The organism is Pedobacter sp. HMWF019 (assembly GCF_003061025.1).
In the GTDB taxonomy this organism is placed as follows: domain Bacteria; phylum Bacteroidota; class Bacteroidia; order Sphingobacteriales; family Sphingobacteriaceae; genus Pedobacter.
Genome location: NZ_QAIL01000136.1, coordinates 1 through 23,431 on the forward strand (window position 1 = coordinate 1; position 23,431 = coordinate 23,431).

Consider the following 23,431-nt stretch of genomic DNA (forward strand, 5'->3'; position numbering starts at 1 on the left):
GATGAAAACAACCTTAAAAGCATCCCTTCTTGTGCTTCTTGCAGTATCCCTAAATGCTGAACTTAAGGCACAAGGTGTAAAAATTCCACAGGCCAGTAGTGGACAAACCATCACACAGGATTTTGGTTTAGGCAAAATAACCATCAGTTACTCCCGCCCAAATGTGAAAGGCAGAAAGATCTTTGGAGGTCTGGAATTGTATGGTAATGTATGGCGTACTGGTGCAAACAGCGCTACGGTAATTAAATTTACAGATGATGTTACTTTTGAAGGTAAACCGGTTCCTGCTGGCGATTATGAACTTTTCACTGTTCCGGGTAAGGACGAGTGGACGGTAATCCTCAATAAAATGTCAAAACAATGGGGCGCTTATGAATATAAAGAGTCTGAAGACTTATTGAGGGTTAAGGTAAAACCAGTAGCTTTAAAAGATAAAGTAGAAACCTTCACCATACAGCTGGCCAATGTATATCCAACCAAGGCTCAGTTACAATTACAATGGGAAAACACTTCGGTGAGTGTGAACCTGACCACTGATGTAGATACTAAAGTAATGGCAAGTATTGATGAGGCCATGAAAGGGGAGAAAAAACCTTATTTCTCTGCTGCACAATATTACTATGAAAATGGTAAAGATCTGAACAAGGCTCTGGAATGGATGAATGCGGCAGAAGCTGCAGATCAAAAAGGCCCGTGGATCAGGTTATGGAAAGGCCGTGTGCAGTTAAAAATGGGTGATAAAAAAGGTGCAGCTGCTAGTGCAGAAGCCGGACTTAAACTGGCAAAAGAATCAAACAATGAAGAATATGTAAGATTGAATTCAGCATTATTGGCTGAAGCGAAGAAATAATTCCTCTATCTTCTTTTAAAAGGGCGGCCTTCAGGGCTGCCCTTTTTTATGTTGTACGGGTTTAAGTATCTGCTGAAGAAGAAGACTGATAACCACCACCAGCAAACAGCCGATGACATTGAGCCATAAATAAGCCACCACCTTGTAGTAACCGCAAACACAAACCGCTATTTCGGTTAGAATAGCAGCTATAAAGACCGCTCTTCCATCCACTTTTTTCAAATAAAAGGCCACTAAAAACACCCCGAGAATTGTTCCGTAAATATAAGATCCCAGAATGTTCACCGCTTCGATTAGATTGCCGATCTTACTGGCATATAAAGCCATCAGAATACATACGCCACCCCATAAAATAGTTGCCCATCTGGAAGCATTGAGGTATTGCTGATCTGTTGCTTGTTTGTTGATCAATCTTTTATAGATATCAATTACACTTGTTGAAGCCAGAGAATTTAAAGCGCTGGCCGTAGATCCCATAGAAGCCAGGAAAATAATCGCGATCAGCAAACCAATTAAGCCTTTTGGAAGGTATTTGGTTACAAAGCTTAGAAAGATATAATTGTTGTCATTGATATCGGCCTTAGGGTCATTTTTCAGCATCAGGTCTGTAGCCTTTTTCCGGACACTTTTGGCCTGTTCATCGGCTTCCTTCAAAACGATACGCTGCTGGTCTATCCGAACCTGATCTTTCTGATCAAGAGCGGTTTCCAATTGCTGGAGTTCGTGCTGCTTCCGGTTAAAAATATCAGTATATTCTGCTTCAATTTGCTTCAGTTCTGGTTGATAACTGCTGTTTTGCAACTTATTCAATTCAAAACTATTAAAGAATACCGGAGGACGGTTATATTGATAAAAGGCAAAGACCAATACTCCGATCAGAAGGATCAGGAACTGCATCGGGATTTTGACCAGTCCATTCATCAGCAACCCCATACGGCTCTGTCCTATGGAGGAGCCGGTAAGGTAACGCCCTACCTGGCTTTGATCGGTACCAAAGTAAGAGAGCTGCAGGAAAAAGCCGCCAATCAGGCCACTCCAAACCGTATACTGATTATTCCAGTCAAATTTAAAATCGATGGCATTGGTCCGCCCCATTTTACCGGCAATACTGATGGCTTTGCCCAAGCCTACACTGGCAGGCAACAAATGTACAACCACTACACCGGCAGCGAAAAGACCACAGAAAATAATGGTCATTTGCAGCATTTGTGTGTAAGAAACGGCTTTGGTTCCTCCGTAAACGGTATAGAAGATAACCAGGCCACCGATAAATATAGTTGTATAAGTCGTATTGATGTTCAGTATGGTAGAGAGTATAATGGAGGGGGCATAAATGGTAATTCCTGTAGAGAGACCCCGCTGAATAAGAAAAAGAAAGGCGGTTAAGGCCCGGGTATTTAAATCAAAACGCTGCTCCAGATACTCGTAGGCGGTATAGACCTTTAAGCGATGAAATATAGGCACAAAGGTGATGCACAAGACAATCATTGCCAGGGGCAAACCAAAATAGAACTGTACAAAACTCATTCCGGTAGAGTAAGCCAGGCCGGGTGCAGAAAGAAAAGTAATGGCACTGGCTTGTGTAGCCATCACCGAAAGGCAAACGCTATACCAGGGCATACTTTGATTGCCCAGCAGATACCCCTGGATGTTTTGAGCACCACGGCTCTTGTACACCCCATAAACCACAATGGCCAATAAGGTACAGATCAGTACTGCCCAGTCGAGGTTACTCATTCAAAGTATTTTGTAAAAAGGTAAAACAAAAGGATAAGTACCCCCAACCAGAGAATCAGCAGCCGGTAAAACTGCTGCCAGCTTTTTACAAAGGGCGGCAGTTCGGGGTCTTTTTGGGGATCCTTCATTATTTGGTATTTTGGTTTGAAATTAAATTGACCAGCAATCGGTATGCTCCTGGTACACCTGCAGGAAGTTCACGGTAAAAGACCAGACCGGAATAGACGTATTTGCCTTTACCATAACTGGCCACCAGCAGAGATCCGTTGGAGGGATTTTCTCCGGTGTCGTTCATAGACAGTACTACGGTATATTTGGGATCGATATCTGTGGCAAAATAAATACCACGCTCCTGCACCCAGCCGTCAAAGTCTTTGGCGGTGATTTTATTCGGATAGTTGAGCACCTGGTGCTCTGGTGCAAGGAAAGTGACTTTAGCATCTTCTTCGGTAACCCGGTCTCTTGTGAGCTTAAAAGGATATGGCCCCAGGTCGTTGATCTTCAAAGGACTGTTTACATTGTACTGGATCATCAATGTACCTCCTGTTTCTACATATTTGAGCAGTTTAGGCTGCATAGCTTTTACCTGGTCATTGATGTTGTACAGCCGTACTCCGGTAATGATGGCGTCAAAGCCGGAAAGATCGGTATTGAGCACTTCATGATCAGAGAGCAGCGTCACTTCATAGCCAATCTGTTTTAAAGACTGAGGAATCAGATCGCCCGCTCCGGCAATATAGCCAATCTTTTTACCAGAGATCTTCAGATCTACTTGCTCTACACGGGCTTCGGCTAAGGGAAATAAGGTTTGTACGGGAATATGATCGTAATTGATGATGTGCAAGCCCCGGTTAAAGGTTTGCCCGCCGGTTTGTATTTTTAAAGAAAGTGTACCGCTTCCAGTAGATCCTGCTGGGGTAACGGTGAAATTAACGAGTTCCTGATCACCTTTTGCGGCCAGGTTGAAGTCGATCTTCTCTGGCGACACTTTCCATCCTCCGGGAACCACTGGAATCAGGGTGCCCTGGCTCCCATCTTTAAAGCTGTTGAGTTGTACAGCAAAATTCCGGGGCTGGTTGCCATTAAACACATAGGCTTTTTCTGCCAGGGTAGCGGTAACCGGAGGGGCAATCACCAATGGCTGATAAATTTCTCCTTTTACCGGATCGGTGTATTTATAGACTACCGGCCGGTCGAAGCTGATGATTTTTCCTTCGATATTAAAATTGAAGGTGATCTTTGGCAAGTTGGGGTTTTCAGGGTAGCCAATTAGTAAGGGGTCGTTAATGGTATAGGTGCCAATGGCGTGTTTCTCTGCCAGCCAATAGGGTTGCGATAGCTGATCTGCAGAAATTTTGCTCTGTATATTAATGATCTGATTGCTCTGGGCTGCTGGTGGCGGGGCCACTAAATCTGACACCTCGGAAAGTACGATGGAATTTCCCGGACGGATGAGGATTTGCGAATTCACAGGAATGGATTCTTTTAAGGCATATTGAGCTTGCTTAGCATAGCTTTCGAACCAAAGCCCTGAAGCAGCGACCAGAAGTTCTTTGATCTTTTTTATCTTTTCTGTTTTCCAATAGTCGTCTGATAATTTTTCAGCTGCTGTAAGGATTCTGACCAGGGCTGGTACAGATTTGGAAGGATCGGTAAGCTGGTAAGCCGCATTGGCTTCCTGGATCAGGCGACTGATCTCCTGCCCGTCTTTAACACGTGTCCAGGTTTGGTCTATACCTTCAAAAAGATCCTGTTTAGCCGCGGCACCAGCCACCGGGCTAAAATATTCTATGGCCGGCCCGCGCTGTTTAGCGGAGCCAAAGCCCTGGCTCTTATGGTTGGATCTGCTTTCGGCTGCAATTTCTCCATAACCTTTGCCTAGTAGCGGGTTAAAACTGCCTACATCTATTTTAAGCTGGTCATCAGCAGTGGTATTGTTGCCCCCGAAATTGAAGGTATTCCAAACCAGGCGTTTGGCCTGCCAGATCTTTACATATTTAAGTTGTTCGGGAAATTGTTTTGGATCGGCAGCAGCACTGAAGGCTTCACGGGCAAGAATAGCAGAAGCAGAATGATGTCCATGTCCCGCTCTTGCATCTTCAGGGAAACGGGTAATAATTACATCTGGTCTGAATTTACGGATCACCCAGACCACATCGCCCAGGATTTGCTGTTTGCCCCATATTTTAAAACTTTCTTCAGGGTTCTTTGAAAAGCCAAAATCATTGGCTCTGGTAAAAAACTGTTCTGCGCCGTCGGTGCGTCTTGCAGCCAGGAGTTCCTGTGTACGGATCAGACCGAGCAAATCGGCTTGTTCATTTCCGATCAGGTTCTGCCCTCCGTCTCCCCTGGTGAGAGACAGATAGCCGGTCCTCAACTTACGGCCTTTGGCCAGGTAAGCCAGCAGGCGGGTGTTTTCATCATCGGGGTGTGCGGCAATATATAAAACACTGCCCACCACATTCAGGGCTTCGAGCCCTTGCTTGATCTCGCCCGCAGGGAGTTGAGTAGAGGTTTGTGCTTTAAGAAAAAACGGGGTTGCAAAAATAAGCAGCAATAAAGAAGCCCTAAGTTTCATATGTATAAGTTAATTTCCGAAATTAATCAATACCTATGAAACTTAGGGCTCCCTTCAAATATTTTACAAGAGAATTTTACTGCTGATTTCTTTGTCTATGGTAATAAATCCAGGATACTTGATGATTGCTCCTGCAACTTTAATGCTTGGTCTGATCTTTAAGGTAACAATTCCCTTTTTTTCCGGTCCTCCATTCCTGGCTTTTAAAAAGCCGGTGATGCTTTCCATGGTCTTGCTGTTGGAGATAAAAGGATAGATATTGGCGGTCATATTTACCGGCACTACAGTCGATTGTCCGGAGTTTACTTCTACACTTTGATTTACAAAACCATTGGAAATCTCTTCCTGGTTGATCAGGATCTTATATTCAAATTCATTGATGGAGGCATCGCTGGAAGTTGGATTGGTGATCTCAAGGTTCAGTTTGGCCCTTAGGGGGATATCCCGTCTCAAAAGTCCAAGTGCCAGGCCGGGCAAGCTTCCAATGTTAATGTTCTGATCGCTGATCAGGCTTTTAATGTCTGTTCCAGCAATGGAGATCTGGTCGGCGGATACGATCCTGTAGGTGCATTTTTCAAGTGCTTTGATCTGCTGGGCTTGTTTATTGAGGCCACATCCGGATATAGATATAGTGATTGCCATCAGGCAAAATAATGCGAGTTTCTTCATAATGCTATAACGGCTAATTTTTAGAAATGATATGTTTGGATAAATTAACGTCTTCTGCCTGGTTTTTTACCGATCAGGGCATCTACGCTGTATCTGCCTGCGCCCGAAAACAGCAGGAATATATACACGATCAGGTAGTGACAGGCAAGTTCTTTTTTGGCGAAGGCATCGGGTGCATGTATAATGAAAATGGCAACAACCATGGTAACGATTAAGGGAATCACTGCCAGACGGGTTGCCAGACCAAACAGCAACAGCACTGAACAGCCTACTTCTGCAAAGACGGTGAGGAAGAAAGAAAGTTTTTCGCCCAGCCCCAAAGGGTCTCCAAACTGAATTGGGGCACCGCTAAGTACTGGATTTATTTTACTCAGACCATGGGTCAGCATAAAGGCGGCTATACCTATTCTCAGGAGTAAAAGTGCAAAATCAAGGCTTTGGTGATTGTAGTTGGTGTTAAAAATTCTCCTCATTCTTCAGTTTATGTTAAAGGTATGAGTTGTAAATATATTATTTTTTGTGCTTAATCAACAAGAGCTTTGGTAAATCCAGCCATGGCATCTTGTACAATCATCTTTTTGGTGACGTCTGGTTTTCCGCTTTCAATCATTTGTATGGATACCAATCCATGCAGAATGGACCAGTAGGTGTGGAATTTCAGGAAGTAATCGGCTTCTGGATTTTTGCTGCCTGCAATGGCTTCTTTTATAGTGGAGATCATCAGCGCCGTCATTTCCTGCAGTTCAGGAACTTTTTTGACGGTATCGCAAGCGGGAATGCCCAGGCCAAACATGAGTTGGTAATATTCTTTATTGTCGAAGGCGAAGTCCCAGTAGGCATCGCCCATAGCTGCAAGCTGCTGTGCAGGGTCTGTATGTGCTGTTTTGACTTCCCTCAGGGTTTCGGCCAGCTTTTCAAAGCCTTCTTTGGTAAATTCGAGCAGAATGGCTTCTTTGTTTTCGAAATGGTTATAGATCACAGGGATGCTGTATTCTATGGCATCTGCAATTTTGCGGATAGACAGGGATTGCCAGCCGTCCGTGATCACCAGCTGCCAGGCAGCCTCCAGGATTCCTATCCTGATACTTTCTTTGTGACGTAGTTTGCGTTCGGCGATTCCCATGCTTATTATTTTAGTTAACAGTGTTAGCAAAAATAAGTCTATTCATCAGATAAAAGAAATGATCTGCTGCAATCTGACTTTAGCTTAACAAAAAAGCTGTTTATGGCCTATGTATGGATATATCTAAAGGTTAAATTGATCCTTGGTGCCGACGCTCGGGCGAGCTTTGGTAAACGGTGTTCCCAGATTCTTTGGGTATCGCCACGCATTAGCAGCAGGCTGCCATGCTCAAGTTCAACGGAAATGACGGGGAGCTTTTCCTTGTAGTTCCGGAACTGAAAGATACGCTGGGCTCCAAAACTGACTGATGCAATGATGGGGTATTCGCCAAGTTCTTTTTCATTGTCTCTGTGCCAGCCCATGCTGTCTTTTTCATCACGGTAGTAATTGAGCAGGCAGGCATTAAAGGGGGCATTACATTTCTCTTCCACTTTTTGTTTGATCTCTTTTAGTGCGGCCGTCCACATAGTGGCTTGCATGGTTAGCCCGGAGTAGGTATAGTTAATTTCCGGTCCTCCGTAAAAAGCGGTTAGCCTGGGTTGCATCACTGTTTTTCCGAACATCTTAATGGGTTCCTGCTTCCAGAGGACTTCCTTTATTAAAGTGTCTAAATAGTTGTCACTGTCATCTTTTGGAAAGAAATCCGGGAAGAAAAGCACTTCTGAAGGATGAGTAAGTACGTTGACATGTTCGCCGTAAACGAAAGGATCCATATTGAGCTGTTGAGTATTCAAAGTTACATGCTTTATTCCGGATTTCATGTGGATGCCGGATATGGTGCCTGATCTGAAGAATATGCAGGTTGCTTAGTTGAAAGGGTATGCATGTTGCTTATTTTAAAAAAAAGAACACGCTGCTCGAATGCTGCTTAAGCTTAAGCAGCCTTGAAGAAGATGTGCCAAAATTTTCACACCAGACAAGCCCTGCCAATTTTCACACCAGACGAGCCTACCCAAAATCTCAAATAAAGAATTACTTTTCAACCAATACAGGTAAACTAAAGTAAAAGATGACATGATGCCCTTCTACCCTGACTTTTAAGATGCCTTTGTTTGCGGCAATGTACTCCCTGGCCAGAAGCAAGCCAAGCCCTACGCCACTCTCCTTTGCCGTTCCACGGGTAGAAAGATGATTGTTTTCTTTCAGCAAATTCTCCAGCTGGAGTTCAGAAACACCCGCTGTTACATTGTCTACTGTGACATAGACCCCATCTTCACCATTGCTCAGATCCAATGTAATTTGCTGTCCAATCGGAGTGAATTTAATCGCATTATCCATCAGGTTCCTTAAAACCAGTTGAATTTGGTTTTCATCGGCAAACACCGGACAGGTACCATCTGCCTGCAGGACCAGTTCCAGCCTTTTACTCTTTGCCAGAGGTCCATACACCAGCATCAATCCTTCGGCCATTTCTTTCAGATCGAAAGATACCGGATCACTACTCACCGAATCCATTTGGCTTTTAGCCCAGTAGAGCAGGTTATCCAGGGTATGGTAGATCTGGTCTATATTCTCCCTGCTGCTGTTGAGGAGCATCTTCAGTTCATTCAATTCCAGCAGGTCCATATCCGTTAAGAAAAAGATGCTTTTTAAACTGTTAAAAGGACTGCGCAAGTCATGCGCAATGATAGAAAACAAGCGGTCCTTAACCGCATTGGAAGCTTCCAGGGTTCTTACCGCCTCCAGATACCGTTCTGTTCGCTGTTTGACCACAACTTCCAGCCTGGCCTGTTCTGAGATGATCAGCTCCATATTTTCCTTTTGGGCAGCAATCTTATCGCGGCGCAACGTATTATAATGATCAGCAAGACCAAAAGCCAGGAAAAGCAGTTCGAAAGTAAAACCCATAGGTCCTACTTCGAAAGACCAGTCGTGATAAGGAAGCAGTTCCAGCCGGGTCAGGAACAAGTAAATCAAGGCAATACAGATAAAAGACCAGGCCAGCAAGAAATAAACGGCAGGCCGGTGTCCATTAAGGAGGGCCTTAAACCCAACCAGCCATAAAAGTAAACCGGTGGTTAGGAAAAGTACATTTACAGACCTGGAAATCATCAGCTTACCACCAAATATACCAATAATTAAAATCACCAGCCAGCCGATAATTAATGTATTAAATATCCATAAATAGCCTTTCAGTCTGGTTTTCGCACTTAGAAATTCTTTAGAAAAGTAAATCACCGATATACAGGCCAGACTGGCAAACAAATGGGGATAAAGATTGAGAAATATCCTGGTTGAATTTCCAAAAATATAGCTATACCCCCGGGTATATAAAATCATGTATCCAAATATACCAGCAACATAAAGCGCATAATACAGGTACATTTTGTCCTTAAGACCAAAATAAAGAAAAAGGTTAAACAGCATCAGGGTGAGCAATACACCGATATAGAACAGTTCAAAGCGTGTTTTCGAATTGAATCCTTTTAATAAGGTTTCGGCTGTACCAACCTTCAGGGCCAGCAACATCATATTGTTGGATTTTACCCGCAGATAGACTGTTTGTACAATGGAACCGGTATCCGGATCGGGCAAACTGAACACAAAATTCTTACCCGAAATAACATCTTCGCTCGAAGGATACAAACTCCCCCCATGAAGGTGTTCTGTTCTACCACCGGGTAATGTGGCATAAAGATCAATATCTTCGATATTGGGAACATCAATGACCAGAAAACTATTGCGTTCGGGAATGTTTTTATAACTGAATTTGATCCAGAAAGCCGAAGTACTGGTCCCCAGATCCAGAATCTCGTTTTTGGACCGCCGAAATTTGCCGGCACTGTCCATTACTTTAATCTCCTGAAGGGTCATTTTAGCTGGCTTATCCTGAAAATAGCTCAGGTTCCTGCCGATATTATAATAACCGGAACTTTGCAAATCAAGCACTTGCGATGAAGCCAGGAGAGGGAGCGCAATGAAAAAAAGAAAATGCACCAGCAGGTACCTCATAGAATACAGAACTTATTGACCTAATTTAAGGATTTTCCCTGTACTTTAAATCATAAGTAATGCAGAATTATTTTTTAACTCCCCTGTACTGTTCGGTTACAGGGAAGTTAAGGGCTATATTTTGTGTGTTTTAAGGCTGGAATAAAAGTGGTTCGTTTAGTGTAGAGATTTTATTATGGTTGTTTTTAAGCAGATCAAAAACCTGAATCTCATTTGTCCCCTTTTTTAGCCAGCAAGCAGGAACATAAATAGTCTGCGTAGGACCAATTTCCCAGTATTTTCCGAGATGATGTCCATTTAGATAAACAAAGCCTTTTCCAAAAGAGCGGAGGTCAAGATAGGTATCTCCTGTTTCATTTAAAGTAAAAACACCCCTGGCCACAACAGGTCCATCCTGTACCATTTTTTTGGAATAACGCAGTCCTTTCATAGTAGCATAAGGCAATTTATACATTTTCCAGCCTTTGAGTTCTCTACCGTCGAGACTTACTTTTTCAGTGATTCCATGCCTGTTATCGGTTAAATAAGGTCCATAATTAATCCTTCCGTTATTTTCGACCAGGATGTCCAGCACTGCGTGTGGCGGCAGATCAGACAAATGAACAGAATCCTGTTGTAAACGCCTGTCTAACACCCCGATCTGCTTACCGTTGACATATACAATTCCATAATCTCTTAATTCCCTAATTTTCAAATTGCCGGAACGCTGTGTTCCCAGTATGGTTCTGTATAATACAAAGCCATAGGCCTGGTTCAGCTCTTCAAAACTTAAAGGATGTTCCTGTTGCACAGGCTCCCCTAAATTTTGCAGGACAGCATGGTAACTACTAAGAGAAATGGAAGGAATAGCAATAGTTTTGTGTTTTTGCGGGACCGGTGGGAGTTCAGTGCCATCGGGCAAATGTTTAGCGATAATCTTCCGGAACAAATTGAATTTGAGGGTTGGGTTGCCTGCTTCATCCAGTGGCGCATCGTAATCATAACTTGAGGTTTGCGGTAAATAAGGTTGTTTACTGTCAAAATTTGCACCGTTCATAAAGCCCCGGGTAGTTCCGCCATGAAACATATACATATTGATGGAGATTCCTGCTGCCAGAACCTGATCTAGTTTGTGTGCGGCAGTTTCGGCAGGAACGGTACGGTGCGTTTTTGTTCCCCAGCTATCGAACCAGCCGGGATACCATTCTGCAATATAATAGGGTCCTTTTCCACCATGATACTTGTTGATCAGGGCCTTCACTTCAGCCGGGTTATCCAAACCATTCACGGCAGGCAGATACCCTGGCAAATAGCCGTCAGGCATCTGCCCGGCACCGTCACAGGTAAATAATAAGGCATCAAATCCAGCTTCCCTGAAGAGTTTTCGGTTGATGTCAAGGTATTCTTTGTCATTGCTGTAAGATCCATATTCATTCTCAATCTGTACCATAATGATATTCCCGCCCTTAGTAATCTGTAATGGAGCAAGCTGTTCGGCAAGTTTAAAAATATACTTACGGTAAGCATTCAAAAATCCAGGGTCTTTACTGCGGACTTTCATATGTTTGTCCTTTAACAGCCACCAGGGATAACCGCCAAATTCCCACTCGGCACAAACATAGGGACTGGGTCTCATGACCACCCATAGTCCTTCTTCTTTGGCTATTCTGACAAATTCGGCAATATCATTATTTCCACTAAAATCGTATTGGCCCTGAACGGGTTCATGCACATTCCAGAAAACATAAGTTCCAATGGTGTTCAGGCCCATGGCTTTGGCGGCTTTCATACGTTCACGCCAGTAAGCCCTTGGAATCCTGGTACAATGCATTTCACCTGAGATCATCTGAAGGGGTTTCCCATCGAGTAAAAAAGTGGAGTCTCCAAGTGTAAAAGTATGTCTGGCTTGCTGGGCGTATCCCAAGGATATGTCTGCATAAAATAACACAATTGCCGCAAGGGCTATACGGATTTGTTTCATTATCATTATTCTACGGCTCATTATTTGGCATTATAGATATGTACCCAGTCAATCTGAAAATCTGCCGGTAGCTCGGCACTTACTGGTGTTCCTGAATGTCCTTCCAGACTTAGGATCAGGGGCCTTAGCTGGGTTACAAATTCCGGTGTCGGAGAAGCATCCCATTCCCAGTATTTCACCCCATCCAGGTAAAAACGAAGCTTTCCCTCCCTCCTTTCCAGTCCATACAGGTGAAAATCCTCATCCAGTCCGTTAGAAATATAGAATTGCTTCCAGCCAGGTACGGTATTCCCTTTTCCCCAGGGCCAGGTCAGCAGACTGCTGGCAACACGGTGGGGCACTGTTTTTGCTTCCTTGGTTTCCTGCATATCAATTTCAATATTTGGATTTTTGGCCTCTACCGGCTCATCACCAAGCCAGATGGCGGCACATACATTTGCTGCTTTTTTCACCATTCTTGCTCGAACTTCGGTATAGGTATTTCCTCCGATCTGGAATTTTGATTTCAAACAGCCGGCCGTGTACAGTTTACCTTTATAGTCCTCTCTTTTGACCATGAGTTTAGCTACTCCATTACTCACTTCTGTATTGGCATTTTTGTAGATCAGGTCTTCTGATTCTCCATTCCAGTACCATAAAGGTGCAGCACTCCATTTGCTGTCAGTGAAGCTGTCAAAATCATCGCTCCTGTCGGCGTCCAGCACCCAGTTTGCACCCTTTGGTGTAATAGAAACACTAGTGTCTTTTTTGATGGCTGTTTGGGAACTGTTGTTCTTTTTACAGGCATATAAGCCTGTAATGAGCATAAAGCTTGCTATAAGATGTAAATTTTTCATGTTTTGGTTTTATTTTTTTGATACTTCCAATAACCATCCCTTTTTAGGGGCTACGGCTATAGGCTGTGCAGGATCGAAAATTTTCGCTTCCTGGAAGCCTTCGATGTTAACGGATTGTATTTTTAAATCGCTTGTGTTCATTGTATCTGGTCCTGGCCAGCGAAATTGCGGACGGACATATTGAATGGAATCACTAAAGTTGCCAATAGCCAGCAGCAATTTATCGTGATGCGCATAAACGGATATCTTTACCTCTGGTTTATCGCTGCTGACCGGACACTCTTTGTCCCAGTAACCCAGCATCCTGGCATCCTTTATATTGAACTGGTCCCAGTATTTCCATAAAGCAGCGGGTGAACCTGCGCCCCAGGAGTGTCGTATAGAGGTGCCATAAACCATGCCGAGCCATTTATTGCCGTCGTCCTGCAGCATTTCCCCCATTACACCAAAAGGAATCCCGGAAAACTGCACCAGCCATTCATCCGGACTCATTTCGTTATATTTAAAGGATTCTCCAAACCATATCCTGTCGAGATAAGGAAAAAAAGAAGCATATTGATTGGCTGGCCCTATGGAATAATTATTATTGGAATGCAGATCGATCAGTGCCTGGGCATTATACTTTAGCAGTACCCTTCTTAGGCGTTCGATCACTTCATGGTCGTAGGCCACATCGTCGAGATAAAGGCCATCGATCTTGTCGTGCTCCAGCATCCACCTCAGTCCTTCTATATAATAATTGATCCACCTGGAAAATCCGTTGATCACAACAGAAGCGTCTGCAGTTTGATCCTTAAAGGGGCTATACCAGGCGGCCTTATAACCGGAATTTAAATGTTCCCAAAGCCATGGCGATCCTTTTCCAGGTCCAGAAGGGATAATTTCTGGACCGAGACTTTTCAGAGCGTAGATTTCGGGGGCATGATTGCTCAGTTCGCGAATGGTATAATAGAGTTTTACCTTCCTCGAGGCCTGGTGTTGTTTTTGGATATAGCCCGCCAGGGCCTCCCTTACGATAAAAGGATAATTGATATAAGGATTAAGCGTTGTATTGTGGTGTATATTAATCACATTAGCCCCTTCAGCAGCAGCCTTTTCTATGTGGAGCGGATCTCCCTGGTAATAACGCTCCGAAAAATGCTTCCTGCTGTTTATATCCTTAACCGGGGTGATCAGAATCTTTAATCCAAAACTAACCGCCTGCCGGTCAGTCAATTCAAAAGGACCAGTACAAGCCGTCATTACCATTTCTTGAACCGTTCCTTTTTCAAGGCTTATCCTTCCCATATGGTGGTTAGACCAAATGGCAGGGGGTTCAGGTTTGTAATCATTGAGTAAGGGACCACTGTACCCATCGCCCTCAAATTCCAGGTGCATACCCAGGTCTGTACTGCCGAGCCAGATGCTGTCCCATGGTCCTTTCCAATCCCAGACATAAGGCAGTGCGGGGAGGTTTCCTCCTTTTAAACCAATTCCCATAGCATAGGGTACACTTTCCTTTTTAAAGACTGCTTTAAGCTTAAGGTCGGACAGGCTAACTATTTTTGAAGTTTTTAAAGAGAACCGGTAACGTAAGGTACCATCAAATTCAAAAGTCCCCAGGCAACTGATCTGAACATCCGGAGCACTCCAGATCGTGTTCCAGGTTATCTTACCAGTTTGATCTATATAGCTTAATTGCCCTGGCCTAAAATCCAGCTTTTCTCCAGCGCTCATTGCACTAAGCGACAGGGCGGCAGCCAACAACTCACCCGATTGGCTGCTGATGTCTTGGGGTAAACCGTATTCATTGAGTTTAACCTGTTTTTGACCGGCTTTTAGCAGGTTTCCAGACCTGGTTAAAGGACCATAGGGTGCAATCGGCTGGTCACTAATGCCAAGTGTAGAGTTGAGCCACCTCAGCCTGGCATGTCTCCAGAGTTCATCATCCCCACGATCTGCAAGTACTTCACTGGTGATGTCCAATATCAGGCCAACGGATTGTCTTTTCCCGTTTTCAGCCAACACCGAGAGGCGACCGGTGTATCGCCCGGGCCGAACGTGCAAAGGGACAGAAATACCGATCCACAGGGGTTGGACATGACCTTGTTTCACCTGAATTTTAAAGTGCAGGTCTTTTCCGTCCCAGCCTTTTCCTTCCTGGTTAAAACAAGTGAGGCTGTCTTTGGAAATGCGGTAGTGGTCTTTTGCATTGATCAGATCTGAAAAATTCACCTTCAGATCTTTCAGCGTTTTTTTTGAGGCCAGCACACCCAGCTGAAGGGTATAATATTCATTCCTGCACGCTGTCCCTTTAAATACGGAAACTGGTGCTTTCCGGGCCCATTTAAACGGGATCCGGTCAGTAAGCCGAATTGGGAATGCACGGTCTTCAGGAAAGATCATAAAGTCTGCTTTCGAATGCCGGATCAGTTCCTGCTCTTCCATAGGGCTTGCGGGAAGTCCCATAGAGGTAAAAAAATCGGTCTTTTTTCTGGCCTGGAACTTGAGTACCCGGGCCGCAGGAAGTGCTTTAAAGTGCAACCTGACTTCTTTAAGCCAACCTTGGTCTGGGTGGTATTCAGGCGCAAGATAATCATTCCAGGGCGCACCATAACGGGCATCATCCGATCTTATCTTAAAATGATAGGGCAAATAATAAATCTCGTATTTCCCGGGCCCCGGGGAAGGATCAAAAGCCAGTTCTCCTTTTTCAGCGTTCAACCGGTGTATATAGACGTTTTTAACTTCTTCTCCTGTGCGGGCATAAATGATAACGATCTTTTTCAGTTCGGGTTCAGGATCGGGCCTCCGCCAGGGAAGAATTAAACGAACAGCATTAAAATTACTGCTCGTTACATCCACTATAGCCCGGTGATTTCCTCTAGCTTCGGCATTCCATGCGGAAGTTGCAATTTCATGTACAATTCCATCTGCTGTAAAAGGTTCAAACTGACTGTTTTCTCCATACTGCCCAAAGCTTTGCTGAACACAGCAAAACAGAAAACAAAGCGCAGTGAGGCAGGTAATTTTTGGCATAGCTATCCTATTTAGACAGTATAAAGGCTGTCTGATTAAAAATCTAAATAAATGAATAAACAGGTCTTCCCGGCTGATAGAGGATGCCGGGAAGAAACCCGATCAGGGGTTGACCTTAATTGTCCAGACCTGTTGATCCTGTCGGTTACCTGCTATTACTGTGTACTGAACGGGCTTTGTGAAATCCGTATACGCCCCCATAGCTGGCTTCACAATAGCTCCTTCAGAGACAACAGCGGAAGGAAACAATGACCCGAGTGTTATCCCCGGGCTTGTAAGAACAGTGATCAGGCTCTGCTTTTGATCTATCGTTACAGAACTGATCACATTTACCCCTGCTTCTGTGACCAGACGAAAAGACTGGATTTCTGTCTTTGCACTTGTTGTAGCGGGATATATTTCTTTTTTCTTACAGCTGCACAGGCAAGCCATAAAAAGTATATAGACTAAGGTTATTTTTTTCATTGAAATCTAATTTTATGTTCGTTTAAATTACCAGTCCTTATTTTGTGACAGATTACTATTGACCTGTAATTCTTCTACAGGAATTGGCCAGGTATAATATTTAGGATAGATCAGCTTTTTTGTTTCCATAGCCTGGGACGGCTGTCCAAAGTTTTCTCTTCTGTAACCATAAAAAACAGCACCGAATGGCATGGTCCTTTCAAAATCTTTCCATCGTTTATAATCCCAGTATAATTGCTGTTCTTGTATCAGTTCCACTTTACGTTCGTGTTTAATGATCTCCAGGAGTTCATCACTTCCCCCTGCGGTAACCGGTGGCATACCTGCTCTTGATCTGACATCATTGAGGTAAGGCAAGGCCTCTCCGGTATGACCAGTTGCATTTAAAGCTTCTGCATACAGTAATAAAACATCGGCATAACGAATCAAAATATAGTTGTTGGCGCTGTTGTTGTAATAGTACACCGGATTAAAATTGGAAGGTTCCACCATCTTCTTGAAAAAATAGGCATCATTATCTGCATCCGGCGAGAAAGTACGGTTTGCTGGTTTCCAGTATTCTCCGGGCTTAAGGATCGTCCCCCCCTGTGAATGAATATTGGGGTTGAAGAAAGTTTGTGCCAGGCGAGGGTCGCGGTTAGCAAATTCGTTGTTCGGATCATAACCTGGATACACACCCTCCAGAGGGCTTTTATTACTTTTTGTATCTCTGTACCGGTTCATTGCTGCGAAGCTGATTCCATATGCCTGCCAGCCTTCCTTGCATTCAAACAAATCAATATAATTCTGGTGGGCCTGAAAACCTTTCCAGCCCGGACCGGCAAAAACAGTGGTGATGGAATTGGGACTCAGGTCTTTCATAAACTGGTAGGAAAGCAGGATCTCTTTATTTTCATTTCCTTCATTTTCTTCCAGAAACAGATCACCGAAATCCCGGTTAGGGTCATTATATTTTCTAAACAGAGAGAATTGTCCGGAAGAAACCACTTTTTGCAGGGCATCGGCTGCTGTTTTGTAATATTCTGGTTTATTGTAAAATCCAGCTATATACATTGCTGCACGCGCCTTCAGTACATAAGCTGCATATTTGGTCAAATGCCCGTGTTTACTATCAGAAGAGGTTTCAGGCAATTCGTTAATGGATTTATCAAATTCCGTCATGATAAAGTTAATGATCTCTTCTAAATTGTTTTTGGCTGGCAGGGTCTCCAAAGGAATTGGAGTAGTGATCAGGGGTACTTCTCCATAGCCTTGTAGCAATCGCGTATATAAAAAGGCCCTGATTACCCTTGCCTGTCCCCTGTAATTGTCTAGTTTGCTTTGCTCCAGCTGCCCCTGGAATTTATCTACATTGGCAAAAAAGTTATTTATGTTACGGATTTTGGTATATTTTGCCTTCCAGTTATCTCTTATCCACCAATTGTCGGCGGTTAAAGAGCCATTTGTTGCAGGGAAAAATCCGGCCTCCCACGAATTTTTCAGGAAGAGCAGATCAACGAGGATATCCATATATGGAGCGCCGTCCCCTTCAAGTTCCCGAAAGGATGCATACATGCCATTAACAGCATATTCGAGATCTGATGGCGATTTATAAAAAGAATCTCCCGATAAATTGGTTAACGGTGGGGTATCCAGAAATTTCTTACAGGACACCATCATGGTTAACAACAAAACAGCATATAATAAAATTATCTTTTTCATAATGTTCAGCTTAAAATTTCAAATTCACTCCGAAAGATATTACCCTGAAATTGGGATACCAGTCGTTATTGATGTCCCTTTCCGGATCAAATCCGTCTACATAGTCAGGTGCGTAAGTAAAAAGGTTTGAAGCTGCTGCATACAAGCGCAGGCTCTGTATTTTTGATTTCTGCAACATACCGGAAGGAAATGTATATCCAATCTGCAGGTTCTTGAGCCTCAGATAAGATCCGTTTCTGATCCACCAGTCGGAGTCTGAACGGTTATGGTCGTAATTTTGCAGTATCCTGGGAAACTGGGCATTGGCATTGTGGTTTTCAGGGGTCCATCTGTCCAGGTTTACGGCCAGCGGCGAATTGTAATTTAAGAGAACGTTCCTGATATAGTCGCTGATGACCCGGTTTGTATTTCCTGCTCCCTGAAGGAACACATTGAGGTCGAAATTCTTATATTTCATACCCAGGTTCAGGCCAAACTGGGTTTTGACATAGGAATTACCAATTTTCACCTTATCAAGGTAATCAATCCGGCCATCACCATTCTGGTCCTTGTAGGCCAGATCGCCTAATCCAATCTGAGGAGGTACACCATCCAGGTTCTTATAATTCTTCAATTGTTCTTGTGAATTTATAATACCGGTAACCTGGTACCCATAAATGTCTCCAAGATCTCCTCCCGGCCTCAAACTATCGCTGAAAGGGGTTGCACGGTCTTTAAGGTCGATGATCCAGCTTTTCCAGCCGGATATAGTGAAAGAGGCGTTATAGCTCCAGTCGGCGTTGATCTGTTTGGAATGGGTTAGCATAAAATCATAGCCATGACTGCCCACTTTTCCGGCATTGGTGGTGATCCTTGAACTCGGAAGCCCGATAACTGTTGATACCGGAACACTGAGCAATATATCATTGGTCTGTTTTTTCCATAAATCAAATTCAAAGCCCAGCAAGCCCTTATAGAAACTTCCGTCCAAGCCAAGGTTATACGTGCTCGTGGTTTCCCAGGAAAGATTGGTGTTGGCCGGATTGCCCAATAGCACGCCAACCACCTGCTTATCATCAAAATTATAATAAGCCCCTGAATTCAGATTGGCATAAGATTCGTATAGCCCAACTTTCTCTGCATTTCCGAGCTGGCCATAGGAAAAGCGCAGCTTGAGCAAATCAACCGCTTTCATATTTTCCATGAATTTCTCTTTTTGCATATTCCAGCCCAGGGAGACCGAAGGGAAAAGACCCCACCTATGGTCTTTTGCAAATCGGGAAGAACCATCATACCGTGCTGTGACTTCCAGTAGATATTTGTCTTTGTAAGCGTAGTTGAGACGCGAAAAGCCTGACATAAAAGCCCAGTGGTCTGCAGAACCGTTGTTGGTTTGTGTCGCTGCATCTCCGGCGTTGAGCTCATAAAGTTCATCATTGATAAAATCCCTCCGGTAAGCTGAAATCTTATCGATCCTATAAGATTCTTGTGAGTAACCGCCCATGGCTTTAAAATAGTGATCGCCAAAGGTTTTCTCATAGGTTGCTGTGACTTGCAGGTTGTATTTATTCTCTTTATTCCAGTCTTCATTGAGGCTGTTTGGAATGTACTGAGAGACTTTCCGGGTAATAAAATCCCAGGATTCTGATTTCTTGTTATAGGCACTATTGTCTGCATAGCCACCTATAAAACTTCCCATTACATTAACGGTCAGGTTTTTTATAGGTTTGTAGTTTAGACTGCCCGTAACATTGTACTGGGTTAAATTATTGGATACAGGCCCGTATTGTTCAATCACCGAGACTGGGTTAAATGTAGAGGTCAGGTAATTTCCGTTGGCAAACATCTGTCCGCCCCAGTGTCCGTCTGAAAATCTGACAGGCGAGGTAGCTGATGCCCGTAAGGCCTGGTTAAAAAGCCCTGTGGCCCAGTTCGCGTCCCGGTTTGTACGAAGGTAGGAAGCCAGCATCTGCAGCTCAAGTTTGTCGGAAATTTTACTGGTCACATTGGAACGGAGGTTGATCCTGTGGTAGTGGTCAATCGTTTTTACCGAACCTTTCTGATACAGGTATTCTCCGGAGAGAAAATACCTTCCGATAGCACTGTTTCCGCTTGCACTCAGGTAATTATTGGAAATTAAAGCATTCTTTTGGGTGATCTCATCCAGCCAGTTCGTATTGGCATGCATATCCGGATCTGTACCATCCTGGAACAATCTTAAATCATCGTCAGAATAAACCTTTGTTTTTCCTTCATTGGTGGCTGCTTCATTCAATAGGGTTGCATATTCAAAGGCATTGATCGTTTTTGGAAAAGTGGTGGGCGACTGAAAGCCAGCATAGGTATTGAAATTGATTTCGGCCTTATCCATTTTTCCGCCTTTCTTCGTTGTAACCAAAATAACCCCATTGGCTGCCCGGGCTCCATAAATGGAAGCAGCAGCAGCATCTTTTAAGACAGAGATGCTTTCAATATCTCCGGGCGCCAAAGTCCCGAGATTTCCCCCAGGCACACCATCAATCAGTACCAGGGGATCAGAAGAAGCCCCGTCTATGGTTCCTATCCCTCTGACAATGATAGAAGGTGAGGAACCAGGCTCGCCAGAAGTTTCACTAATGGTCATACCCGGTACCCGCCCGGCAAGGGAAGAAATGATATTTGGCCGGGGATTGTTTTCCAGATCTTGCATTTTTACAGTAGAAACAGCAGCGGTCAGACTGGATTTCTTTTGGGTACCGTAGCCTACGACAACCACTTCATTCATCGCATTGACTTCTTCCTCCAATGTCACACTGATCACCGGACCAGCAGATAGGGGGACTTCTTTAACAATATAACCAATATAGCTGAAGACCAGGCTTCCTCTTTGATCAGGCACTTTCAGCGAGAAATTTCCGTTCCCATCTGTGCTGACGGCAACGGAGGTTCCCTTTAACCTTACGCTCACCCCCGACAGCGGTTGCCCTGTATGGTCAGAAACAGTTCCTTTGATAAGAATTTGTTCATTGAGCAACCCATTCTGGTCTTTCCAGGTGGTAATCTGCTTTGGTTTGACTACAATGGTCTTTTCTTTAATGATATAGCTTAGGTTCTGGTACTGAAAGCATTTGGCCAATACCTCTTCCAGAGTGCCATTCGTAACGTTTATGGTCACCGGATGGGCATCATGGATGAGCTCATCTGCATATAATATTTTATACTCTGTCTGGTTTTGAATCTTCTTCAGTATCTGGCCCAGAGGCGTATTCCTTTCTGAAAGGCTGATTCTTTGACCATAGCTGGCATTACTGATTTGTAAAAAAACAGTCACCAGCATTATAAATGTCAGTTTTATCCGCATTAATATTTTTCTTTTTATATCCCTGTCGGCGCAAAGGTGCCGGCATTTTTTCCATACAGGAGATAAATTAAAGCTGTAGCCCTGCATTACAGGGGGCGAAGCATAAAATTTCATATATTTGGTTGTTTGGGTTTGTCTATTTGGTTTCTTGACTTATATAGGGCGTACCCGGACAATAGTCCCGATGAGCGTCGGGATCTGATCCGGTGGCGTGAGCGCGCCCCCGGATTTCTTCCGGTCTCTTACTGCAGTGAACGTGCTGAAAGAAAGAGAGAAATTTTGTAAAATTACTTCATGACCAGGATCCTCCTCCCTTCAAGTTTAAAATGAACCAATCCTGTTAATTCAAGCATATTCAATACCTCAGTTACATTTTTGTACCTGGAGATTGTTCCTGTAAATTTCTTATCAGTGAGGTTATCCTTAAAGATAACTTCTACAGCATACCAGCGGCTGATACTCCGCATGATGCTCCCCATATCTTCACTATTGAAAACGAAATCACCATTGACCCAGGCTATAGCAGAGCCTGTATCTGCTGATCTAACATTCAGCGCATGCCGGGCATCTAGCACTGCCTGCTGACCGGGAACAATTTGCACACTCTGTTGTCCGGCACTAACTTTCACAGAACCTTCTATAAGTGTAGTTCGAATATCTGCTTCATCTTTATAGGCCTTTATGTTAAAGTGGGTACCCAAAACTTCCACTGTTTGACGGCCCGTATAGACCTGAAATGGATTGGATTTGTTTTTGGCCACCTGGAAATACCCCTCCCCTTTTAATTCTACTTTACGCCCGCCTTTATTTGGGAAAGTTGCCGGATATTTAAGGGAAGACAGTGCATTTAACCACACATGGGAACCATCTGAAAGGATTACCTGGTATTCTCCGCCTGAAGGTGTTTCAATGGTGTTCAACCCAGATGTATTTCCGGTATTTGTTTCCGGGCCGGAAGAGATATCATAAACCAGTTCTCCATGATCAGTGGTACTGATACGGATTCCTGACTGTCTGGCGATTTCTCCTTTATTAGATTGATCTAAAATAATCTTATGACCGTTGGCCAGTGTAAGTACCGCCTTGTTGCTTCCCGCGTGGATCACCACGCTTTGATCGGCTTTTACAACGGCCTGTTCTCTGAACCGGATAAAATATATACCTGCACTTATCGCCAGGAGCAGTATAGCGGCAGAAATATATCTGTACAGGTTAAATGTACGTTTACGGTTTTTATATTTCCTCACATTGTCTATCAGGGATTGAAAGATGAGATTTTCAGTGTTTGTTTCTTCACCCATTAATTTGCTGTCCCAAACGGCATGTCTCTTTAAAAGCTGTCCATAGATCTGGTCAAACTTTTTCCGCTCTTCTTCTGTCGCGGTTTTATCCAAACATTTTATTGCGAGTTCCCGAAATTCCTGATCAATTGCAGAGGTGTCCATACAGATACGTCTTATCAAAGGGACTTAGCCCCCAAAAAAATAAAATATTTTTTCACTTACAGATCAGTGGTAGCATTACGGCTATCCAGAATACATGATCTCCCATAGATTTACGAAGATGTCTAAGTGCTATGGTCATCTGGTTTTCAACGGTTTTAACACTAATTCCCATACGCTCTGCGATCTCTTTATTACTGAGGTACTCTTTTCTGCTCAGCAAAAAAACCTCCTGGCAGCGTTTAGGCAAAGAAGAAAGGTTCAGATCAACCAGCTGATTAATATCATTTTCCGCAAGCCTGTCTTTGAGTTCTTCCATACCTGCCAGTCTTTCAAGCTCACCGGGTTCAACAAAGACTTTGCGGTTGCCTGCAGATTTGATATAAGTAAGAACTTTATATCTGACCGCAGTAAAAAGATAGGACTTCAGAGACTCAATAACAACATCATTTTTGCGCATCCACATCTGAAGGATAACATCCTGCACAATATCCTGACATTGTGCATCATCCCTGATAATACTATATGCGGAGAGATATAATCTCTTCCAGTACTTCGCATAGATATGTTTCAAAGCAGCCTGCTCATCGTGCTTTAACAAGCTGATCAAATTCTGGTCACTATATATTTCCTGCTGTAACACCATTTTTACTGAACGAATCTATACAAATAAACAGGAATTCAAAAATACTTGACTTTTTTAATGAAAATTATCTGACACGCACTTTTCCAGGTTTCCTTTTCAAAAAAAAAGGGCGGTAAATACCGCCTCTTTTTTAAC

Annotated in this window: 16 protein-coding genes; 1 reads left to right on the forward strand and 15 read right to left on the reverse strand. The window is 43.7% G+C overall.

Annotation, left to right across the window (positions count from 1 at the left end; genetic code table 11):
• A partial coding sequence (locus DBR11_RS08520) for a DUF2911 domain-containing protein (protein ID WP_108551581.1) occupies window positions 1-850 on the forward strand: 850 nt, incomplete at its 5' end.
• Window positions 851-880: 30 nt separating this feature from the next.
• Here the strand turns inward: DBR11_RS08520 and DBR11_RS08525 are convergent.
• The 15 genes from DBR11_RS08525 to DBR11_RS08595 form a co-directional block, all read right to left on the reverse strand.
• A complete protein-coding gene (locus tag DBR11_RS08525) occupies window positions 881-2,587 on the reverse strand; it encodes a sodium:solute symporter (RefSeq protein WP_108551583.1) in 1,707 nt (568 codons plus the stop codon).
• A gap of 127 nt (window positions 2,588-2,714) precedes the next feature.
• Complete coding sequence (locus tag DBR11_RS08530; RefSeq protein ID WP_108551585.1) at window positions 2,715-5,165, reverse strand: PIG-L family deacetylase; 2,451 nt, start codon at window positions 5,163-5,165, stop codon at window positions 2,715-2,717.
• 63 nt (window positions 5,166-5,228) lie between these two features.
• Complete coding sequence (locus DBR11_RS08535; protein WP_108551587.1) at window positions 5,229-5,834, reverse strand: hypothetical protein; 606 nt, start codon at window positions 5,832-5,834, stop codon at window positions 5,229-5,231.
• A 44-nt stretch (window positions 5,835-5,878) separates the two neighbouring features.
• Complete coding sequence (locus DBR11_RS08540) at window positions 5,879-6,307, reverse strand: DoxX family protein (protein WP_108551589.1); 429 nt, start codon at window positions 6,305-6,307, stop codon at window positions 5,879-5,881.
• 50 nt (window positions 6,308-6,357) lie between these two features.
• Complete coding sequence (locus tag DBR11_RS08545) at window positions 6,358-6,957, reverse strand: TetR/AcrR family transcriptional regulator (protein ID WP_108551591.1); 600 nt, start codon at window positions 6,955-6,957, stop codon at window positions 6,358-6,360.
• Between the two features lie 107 nt (window positions 6,958-7,064).
• Window positions 7,065-7,718, reverse strand: coding sequence for an alpha-ketoglutarate-dependent dioxygenase AlkB (locus DBR11_RS08550; protein WP_233260690.1), 654 nt, complete (start codon window positions 7,716-7,718; stop codon window positions 7,065-7,067).
• Between the two features lie 211 nt (window positions 7,719-7,929).
• The gene (locus DBR11_RS08555; protein ID WP_108551595.1) at window positions 7,930-9,909 is read right to left on the reverse strand and encodes a sensor histidine kinase; all 1,980 of its coding nucleotides are present in this window, start codon (window positions 9,907-9,909) and stop codon (window positions 7,930-7,932) included.
• Between the two features lie 130 nt (window positions 9,910-10,039).
• Window positions 10,040-11,869 (reverse strand): beta-galactosidase family protein, encoded by a 1,830-nt coding sequence (locus DBR11_RS08560; RefSeq protein ID WP_108551639.1) that lies wholly within the window; start codon window positions 11,867-11,869, stop codon window positions 10,040-10,042.
• A 20-nt stretch (window positions 11,870-11,889) separates the two neighbouring features.
• Complete coding sequence (locus tag DBR11_RS08565) at window positions 11,890-12,705, reverse strand: family 16 glycosylhydrolase (RefSeq protein ID WP_108551597.1); 816 nt, start codon at window positions 12,703-12,705, stop codon at window positions 11,890-11,892.
• A 9-nt stretch (window positions 12,706-12,714) separates the two neighbouring features.
• Window positions 12,715-15,723, reverse strand: coding sequence for a glycoside hydrolase domain-containing protein (locus tag DBR11_RS08570; RefSeq protein WP_108551599.1), 3,009 nt, complete (start codon window positions 15,721-15,723; stop codon window positions 12,715-12,717).
• A 102-nt stretch (window positions 15,724-15,825) separates the two neighbouring features.
• Window positions 15,826-16,188, reverse strand: coding sequence for a hypothetical protein (locus tag DBR11_RS08575; RefSeq protein WP_108551601.1), 363 nt, complete (start codon window positions 16,186-16,188; stop codon window positions 15,826-15,828).
• 27 nt (window positions 16,189-16,215) lie between these two features.
• A complete protein-coding gene (locus tag DBR11_RS08580) occupies window positions 16,216-17,889 on the reverse strand; it encodes a RagB/SusD family nutrient uptake outer membrane protein (protein ID WP_108551604.1) in 1,674 nt (557 codons plus the stop codon).
• Between the two features lie 10 nt (window positions 17,890-17,899).
• Window positions 17,900-21,322: a TonB-dependent receptor gene (locus DBR11_RS08585; protein ID WP_108551606.1), complete on the reverse strand. Its 3,423-nt coding sequence runs from the start codon at window positions 21,320-21,322 to the stop codon at window positions 17,900-17,902.
• A gap of 173 nt (window positions 21,323-21,495) precedes the next feature.
• Window positions 21,496-22,653, reverse strand: a complete 1,158-nt coding sequence (locus DBR11_RS08590; RefSeq protein WP_108551608.1) for a FecR family protein — start codon at window positions 22,651-22,653, stop codon at window positions 21,496-21,498.
• A 52-nt stretch (window positions 22,654-22,705) separates the two neighbouring features.
• A complete protein-coding gene (locus DBR11_RS08595; protein WP_108551610.1) occupies window positions 22,706-23,296 on the reverse strand; it encodes an RNA polymerase sigma-70 factor in 591 nt (196 codons plus the stop codon).
• Window positions 23,297-23,431: the final 135 nt, after the last annotated feature.